Annotated in this window: 5 protein-coding genes and 1 pseudogene; 3 read left to right on the top strand and 3 right to left on the bottom strand. The window is 72.4% G+C overall.

Annotated features, from left to right (window positions below; genetic code table 11):
• Positions 1–69: pseudogene (locus ABZ646_RS35825) on the bottom strand (5-formyltetrahydrofolate cyclo-ligase); the annotation flags it as partial.
• Between ABZ646_RS35825 and ABZ646_RS35820 the strand changes: the two are divergent.
• The 3 genes from ABZ646_RS35820 to ABZ646_RS35810 all read left to right on the top strand — a co-directional run bounded on the left by ABZ646_RS35820 (position 38) and on the right by ABZ646_RS35810 (position 4,257).
• Positions 38–532, top strand: a complete 495-nt coding sequence (locus ABZ646_RS35820; protein WP_360528569.1) for an ATP-binding cassette domain-containing protein — start codon at positions 38–40, stop codon at positions 530–532. The pseudogene ABZ646_RS35825 and the gene ABZ646_RS35820 sit on opposite strands and share 32 nt — an antisense overlap.
• A 164-nt stretch (positions 533–696) precedes the next feature.
• On the top strand, positions 697–3,717 hold the full coding sequence (locus ABZ646_RS35815; protein WP_360528566.1) for a glycosyl hydrolase: 3,021 nt from the start codon (positions 697–699) through the stop codon (positions 3,715–3,717).
• A gap of 21 nt (positions 3,718–3,738) precedes the next feature.
• The gene (locus tag ABZ646_RS35810; RefSeq protein ID WP_360528563.1) at positions 3,739–4,257 is read left to right on the top strand and encodes an adenylate kinase; all 519 of its coding nucleotides are present in this window, start codon (positions 3,739–3,741) and stop codon (positions 4,255–4,257) included.
• A gap of 198 nt (positions 4,258–4,455) precedes the next feature.
• Here the strand turns inward: ABZ646_RS35810 and ABZ646_RS35805 are convergent, their stop codons facing one another.
• Positions 4,456–6,474, bottom strand: coding sequence for an NAD-binding lipoprotein (locus ABZ646_RS35805; RefSeq protein WP_360528560.1), 2,019 nt, complete (start codon positions 6,472–6,474; stop codon positions 4,456–4,458).
• A 111-nt stretch (positions 6,475–6,585) separates the two neighbouring features.
• A complete protein-coding gene (locus tag ABZ646_RS35800) occupies positions 6,586–7,173 on the bottom strand; it encodes a TetR family transcriptional regulator (protein ID WP_360528557.1) in 588 nt (195 codons plus the stop codon).
• Positions 7,174–7,218: the final 45 nt, after the last annotated feature.

The following is a 7,218-nucleotide window of genomic DNA, read 5'->3' as shown; positions in this document are numbered from 1 at the left end:
GTAGCCGGCCCCTTTGCCGATCCGGGCACCGTCCCGGTTGACCGCGACGCTCCCGAGGACGACGACGTCGGAACGGCCGCTCGACCACCGCTACCGGGGCGAACACCCCGTCCGGACACTCGCCCACCTGCTGCGCGCCGACCGCCGCAAGCCGGCGGCGGTCGGCGCGTTTCACCGTCAAGCACAGCCCCGTCTGGCTGCTTCCCCTGATCGCCGCGTCCGTGGGCTCTCCGGCGGCCAGCGTCAACGCCTCGCCATCTCAAGGGCCTTGATCCGGGATCCACGCGTGCTGGTGCTGGACGAGGCGACGTCGGCGCTGGACACCCGCTCCGAGGCGCTGGTGCAGCAGGCGCCGGCCCGCCTGCTGCACGGCCGTACGACGTTCGTGGTGGCCCACCGGCTGTCGACCGTGCGCGGCGCCGACCGCATCGCGGTGCTGGACGACGGCCGCATCCGGGAGATCGGCACCCATGAGGAACTCCTGCGCCGGGGCGGCGCCTGCACCGCACTGCACGGTGGCCAGGCGGCCTGAGGAGCGTCGGTTCCAACCTGCTGCGCCCTCCGCCCCGTTGAATCGTTGTCCCACCCCTTGACCTCACTTCGAAGCCCGGATTAACGTTCCCGCGTCTACCGGAATTGAAACGATTCAATCCATGGCCGTCCATACCCGCCCTTGGAACCACTTGGGGTTGAACCATGCCCGAATCCTCCTCACAGCGCGCTGGGGCCACCCGCCGGTCGGTGCTCGCGGCCGGTCTGTCGGCCGGTGCCCTCGCCGCTCTCGGGCCGGCGGCGGGCGCGTTTGCCGCACCCGGCGGGGCCGTCGCCACCGGGGCCGTACCCGCCGCCGACTGGTTTGCCCGTCCCGCCAAGGCCGTTCGGCCGAAGTTCCGCTGGTGGTGGCCGGACGGGCTGGTCGATCCCGCCGAGATCGCGCGGGAGATCGACCAGATGGCGGACGCGGGCTTCGGCGGCGCGGAGATCGCGGCCGTGCACCACAGCGTCGCCGACACCTCCGTACTGGACACCGCCCACCACGGCTGGGGCAGCGCCCCCTGGCGCGAGGGCGTGAAGGCCGCGCTGCGCCAGGCGGCCCGGCGCGGACTGACCGTCGACCTCACCCTCGGCCCGAGCTGGCCGGTCGCCGTACCGGGTGTCACACCCGACGACGACGCGGCCGTCAAGGAACTCGCCTACGGCAAGGAGACGTTGACGGGCGGCGCCGGGTACGACGGCCCGGTTCCGGCCGCGGTCCGCGCGGCCGCCTCCACCGTCACCGTGCAGCAACTGTTCGCGGTGCAGGCCGCCCGGGTCGACACCGCCTACTCCAGCGGCAAGGCGACCGGCCTGGACGCCGACAGCGTCACCGACCTGACCGCCCTGGTGTCCGGTGGCCGGCTCACCTGGACCCCGCCGGACTCGGGGACCTGGGTGATCCTGTCGTACTGGCAGCGCGGTTCTGGGCAGCAGCCCGAGGCGGGACCGCACTCCTCCCCCGCCGCGTACGTCGTGGACCACTTCAGCGCGGCCGGCACCGCCGCCGTCACCGGCTACTGGGACCGCGAGATCCTCGACGCCGACCTGCGGCGACTGCTCGGTTCGGCGGGCGGCGCCTTCTTCGAGGACTCCGTCGAGCTGGAGACCAAGGGCCTGCAGTGGACGCCCGGACTGCCCGACGCGTTCCGCAGGCGCACCGGACGGGACCTGCTGCCGTATCTGCCCGCCGTCGTCCTCGACAACGGCAACCAGGTCTTCGCCTTCGAGGCCCGGCTCACCCAGGAGATCCGCCACGACTTCTGGGAGACCGTGTCGGACCTGTTCAACGAGCACCACCTGGGGGCGCTGCGCGACTGGGCGCACGGCCACGGCATGAGACTGCGCTCGCAGCCGTACGGGCTCCAGACCGACGCCATCGCCTCCGCGGCCCTCCTGGACATCCCCGAAGGCGAGTCGCTCGGCTTCAAGAACCTCGACGACTACCGCTGCCTCGCCGGCGGCCGGGACATGGCCGGCCACCGCGTCCTGTCCTGCGAGGCGGGCGCGTACGCGGGCGGCGCCTACAACACCACCTGGGACAAGTTCCTGCGCACCATGGGCGGCGCGTACGCGGCGGGCGTCAACCAGACCGTGGTCCACGGCTTCTCCTACGCGACCGCGCCGGGAGTCGCCTGGCCGGGCTTCGCGGCGTTCAGTCCTTACAGCGGCGCGGTGGGGTACGGCGAGTCCTGGGGACCCCGCCAGCCCACCTGGCGGCATGTCCGGGACATCGCCGGCTACCTCGGCCGTGTCCACCAGGTGCTCCAGTCGGGCACCGCCCGCGCCGACGTCGCCGTCTTCCGGCAGACCGGCTACAGCGCCACCGGAATCGGCGCGTCCTGGCTGACCTCCACCGGGGTCCCGCTCGGCTGGACCCACCAGTTCCTGAGCGGACCGCTGCTCGGCCTGCCCTCGGCCGAGGTGTCGGGAAAGCGGCTCGCACCGGACGGACCCGCCTACAAGGCGCTGTTCCTCGAAGGCGACTTCTTCTACGGTTCCAGCCCGACGCTCGCCGTCGCCGACGCCCGCAGGCTGCTCGCGTTCGCCCGGGCCGGACTGCCCACCGTACTGTTCGGCGCCTTCGACCAGGCCCTCACCCCGGGCCTGCCGGACGACGGCGAGACCGGCGAACTGCGGTCCCTCACCGCTCGGTTGCTGGCCCTGCCGAACGTCCGCCAGGTCACCGACAAGACCCTGGTCGGCGCGGCCTTCGCGGACCTCGGGGTGACGCCCGACGTGTCCTACGCAACCTCCTCGACCCTCCTCAACGCGCACCGTGCCACCGGCGACGCCGACTTCTACTACTTCTGCAACGGCAAGCACGCCGAGACCGTCAAACCGGCCGTGGCCGCCATCGACCACGACGTCACGGTGCACAGCACCCGGCGCTCGGGTTCCGGGACTGTCCCCTACCTGCTGGATCCCTGGACCGGTCGGGTCACCCGGCTCGCCGCGTACACCCAGGACGGCGACGCCTTCACGTTCCGGGTGGCGCTCCAGCCCGGCGAGACGCTTCTCGTCGCGCTGGCCCGGCCCGCCGCGTTCAAAGACCGTACCGGGGGCCGCCCGCACGCGGTGGCGACCGAGGCGGACAGCGTGCTGTTCACGGACGGTTCGCTGGCCGTGCGCGCCGCGTCGGCCGGCACCTACGCCACCGTCCTGTCCGACGGCCGCACGGTCACCGCGAGGATCCCCGAGGTGCCCGCGCCCGTCACCCTCGACCAGTGGACCCTCACGGTGGACGACTGGCGGCCCGGTGCCGATGCCACCGACACCGAGATCGTCGGGCACACCCTCGCCCTGGACTCGCTGCTGCCCTGGTCGCAGATCCCGGAGCTGGCCGACGTCGGCGGCGTCGGCCGCTATCGGACGACCGTCACGCTGCCGGGGACCTGGACCTCCTCGACCGGCGCCGTGTTGCGGCTCGGCAGCGTGAGCGACACCTGCCGGGTCACCGTCAACGGCACCCGCGTCGGGCCCGTCGACCGGCTCAACCCCGAGGTGGACCTCGGCGGCCTGCTCAGGGCGGGCGCCAACACGGTCGAAGTGGAGGTGGCCACCCCGCTGTTCAACCGGCTGCGGATCAGCAACCCGGCGGTCTTCGGGACGGCGGCACGCCAGGCGTACGGTCTCGTGGGCCCGGTCCGGCTCGTCCCGTACGCCCAGCGGACGGTGGTCTGAACCGGGATAGGATCCCTCTTCGTGGAACGGGTCTTGGTGGTGGGCGTCACCGGTGCGGGCAAGTCGACCCTGACGCGGGCCCTGAGCGGTCGACTGGGCCTGCCTTACCACGAGATGGACGCCCTCTACTTCGACGGTCCCGGCTGGGCGGTGAACAGCGCCTTCGCCGAGGATGTGGCGCGCTTCAGCGCCCGGTCACGCTGGATCGTGGACTCCCTCGGTTATCCCGAGGTCCGCGATCTGCTGTGGGAGCGGGCCGACACGGTGGTGTGGCTCGACTATCCCCGGCAGGTCGTGATGCCCCGGGTGGTGCGCCGTTCCCTCCGGCGCTCCGCCAGGCGTGAGGTGCTGTTCGGCGGCAACAGGGAGACCTGGGGCGGCTGGCTGAGCCGGGAACACCCGGTGTGGTGGTCCTGGTCCCAGCACGCGGGACGCCGCGCGGAGATCGCGCGGCGCACCCGGGACCCGCGCTTCGGCCCGCTGGACACCCACCGCTTCAACCGTCCGGCGGACACCGCGGCATGGCTGGCGGCGCTCTGACACCGGCAACGCCAAGGGCCCGTCCGCTTGCGGACGGGCCCTTTCATCGAGCGCCGGGCAGGCCTTGCACCTGCATTTCCCCGCAGGAAGCGGGGCGTCTTTCCTTGGACCACCAACGCGACACCGGAAGCCGGGAGTTCACGGCGACCAGCTCGTGATCAATACTACCGCATCCGTCGGCCCCCTCGTTCCGAACCCTCAGTCCGGCTCCTCGACGCGTTCCGGTCTCTGGGCGGGCAGGGCAGGGGTCAGGTCGTCGGTGTCGTCGCCCGCGCCGCCGTCGCGGCCCGGCCCTGCCGTCAGCACCAGGATCTGGTCCTCGGCACTCCACACGCGCCGTTGCGACGTGCCGGGGCAGAGCAGGACGCCGTCGTGCGGACGGTCCTGGTGCGGGTCGTGCGCGTGGTAGCCGATCGCGTTCTCGCCGCGGTCCAGGGCGGCCGCGACCACCGTGGCGAACGCCGCCTCGTGACCGGGCAGTACGTAGCGGGCGGCGGGACGCAGGGCGAGTGCTCCACCCCGGGTGGCGAAGATCTCCTCGAAGACGGCGGCCAGTTCCGGGTTCTGCACGATCTGCGCCATGAGCAGGGCGGTGAGTTCACCGTGGACGACGGCGTGCGAGGCGGGGCCGAGCGGAGCGACGGTCCGGCTGCGGTGGTCGCGCAGCTCCGCCACCACGGGCAGCACCCGGCCCGTCCGCTCCTCCCAGGAACGCAGGGTCAGCAGTGCCAACAAGGTCCGTTCGTCGGGTCGTTCGGCACCCCTCGCCCGGTCGGAGTCCAGCGCCATGACGCTGTCGTAGGCGGACAGATCGAGGCCGTCCAGGGCGTCGGGAGCGGCCAGGTCGCGGGTGTGGTGCGTCACGTTGAGAGGAGTGTCCCCAGGACCGTTCCGCGGCCAGGGGGATCCGGGGCCGGCGGCACCGGACGCCGTGTCGGTGACCACGTCGAGGACCGAACCCGGCCGTGCGGTCCCGCGCAGGGCGTCCACGACCATCGGGGCGCGCCGGTTCCACCCGAGCAACAACAGCCGTGCGGGGGGCTCCGGCGCGGGTGCGGGCGGTGCGAGTGCCGTGGTGTCGACCCGTGCCCAGCGGTCCGTGAGCCGAGGGGTCCGGTCGTCGTGGGCGACGGTGACCAGGCGGTCCCCCGGTTCCAGCACGGTGTGCGGCGCGGGTGTGAGCAGCGGGCGGCCGTCCGGGCGCAGCAGCCCGACGGCACAGGACGTCTCCAGGCGCAGTGCCACCTCCTCGAAGGAGAGTCCCACCGCCTCCGGGACGTCGGTCACATGGAACTCGGCTCCGGAGAAGTCGAGCAGATCGCGCAGTGCCGTGGGCATCCCGGGGCGCCGCGCCGCCTGGACGAGGAGCCGTGCCGCGGTCCGATCGGTCTCCAGGACGGTTCCGCGCGGTCCGGCGGCGAGCCGTGCGGCGGGCACGTAGCGGCCGTCGTGCACGGCGGCGACGACACGTGGAGCGCTCCGTCCGCCGTCGGTGCCGAGCAGGGTGCGCAGCGCCAGCAGGGTCCGTACGACCGTGAGATCGCCGTCGGAGTCCTCGGCGGGCAGCACCACCACCGCTCTGGCCGCACCGGGGGTGACCAGGGCCAGGGCGTCGGGGTCGGTGGGCATGCCGGTGCGGCAGACGAGCCGGACGCGGTCGGTGACTTCGAGGGCGGGCGTGAGCGCGGAGTCCATGTGCGCGGGGTCCCGGTCGGCCAGCACGGTGATGACGTGCGGTCCGCGGGCGGAGCGCCCGCCCTGGGACCGGCCGGCGATCAGTTCGGAGACCACTGTGAAGATCTGGTCGGTCCAGCCGAGGACCACGTCGTGGTCACGCTCCAGCACGCGCGAGCGGCCGCGTCGCAGTTCGGTGAGCCGGTCGCCGAGCCCGGTGGTGACCACTCCGACGACCGTGGACACGCACAACAGGGCGATGAGACCGAGCAGGACGGACAGCAGCATCCGCGCCGGGGTGCCCGCCACCGCTCCGAGCCGGAGCGTCTCCGCGCTGGTGCGCCACACCAGGGTGAGGCGGCCGGTGAAGGAGCGCGGCGCGGCGGGGTCGGTCCACACCAAAAGGGTGCTGACGGGCAGGACGACCGCCAGACAGCACATGGCGAGCCAGCCGAGCAGTGTTCCCGTGCTGCGGGCGAGCGTCCGGTCGAACAGGTACCGCGCTCGTTGCCGTAACGGAGTCCGCTCCTGCCCTCGTGCCACGTCTGCCCCCTGGTTCGCGCATATGCCCCGGCGACTTGAAGGGTGCCGGGTGGGCGGGGTGCGACACGCCGTCCGACCGGGACGTTCATCCTTTCGGGCAGCGTGCGGTCGTCACGGCTCGGCGGTGTCGGCGGACAGGCGTGGTTCGGCGGCGACGATCGCGTGGACGGTTTCGGTGACCAACCGGCGGTCCAGGGGCCGTTCGGAGAAGGCGCGGTGCATCGGCCAGCCCTCGATGAGCACGTCGAGGGCGCGGGACACTCCGGGTGTGAAGTGCAGGGCGAGGCTGTCCCTGCTGCGTTCGAGCCAGGTGCGCAGCGTCGCGGACACCGCCTCGCTGTGGTTGGCGTAGGCGTACATCTCGAAGATGAGGGTCATGTCGCGTTCCGTGGCATAGGCCGGACCACAGATCAGCTCGACGACGGCCGCCTCGGCCTCGGCCGTGGAGGCGGCCGCCTGCAGCGTCTGCCGGTAGAGCCGGGACATGGTGTCCGACAGCCGGGCGAAGGCCTGGGCGAGCAGGTCCGCCATGCCGTCGAAGTAGTAGGTGAGCGAGCCCAGCGGGACGTCCGCCCGTGCCGCGATCTTCCGGTGGGTGGTGCTGTGCACGCCGCTCTCGGAGATCACGTCCAGGGCTGCATCGAGAATCCGCTCCTTGCGTCCGGGGTCGTTCGGGATCTCGCGTCGTGTGCCGCTCACGCCCTCAATGTGCCATGGGTTGTCCACCGGTGAGTGTGTACAGAC

The organism is Streptomyces sp. NPDC007162 (assembly GCF_040634175.1).
In the GTDB taxonomy this organism is placed as follows: Bacteria; Actinomycetota; Actinomycetes; order Streptomycetales; family Streptomycetaceae; genus Streptomyces.
The sequence above is the reverse complement of the archived record's forward strand: the minus strand, read 5'-3'. Positions and strand labels throughout refer to the sequence as shown.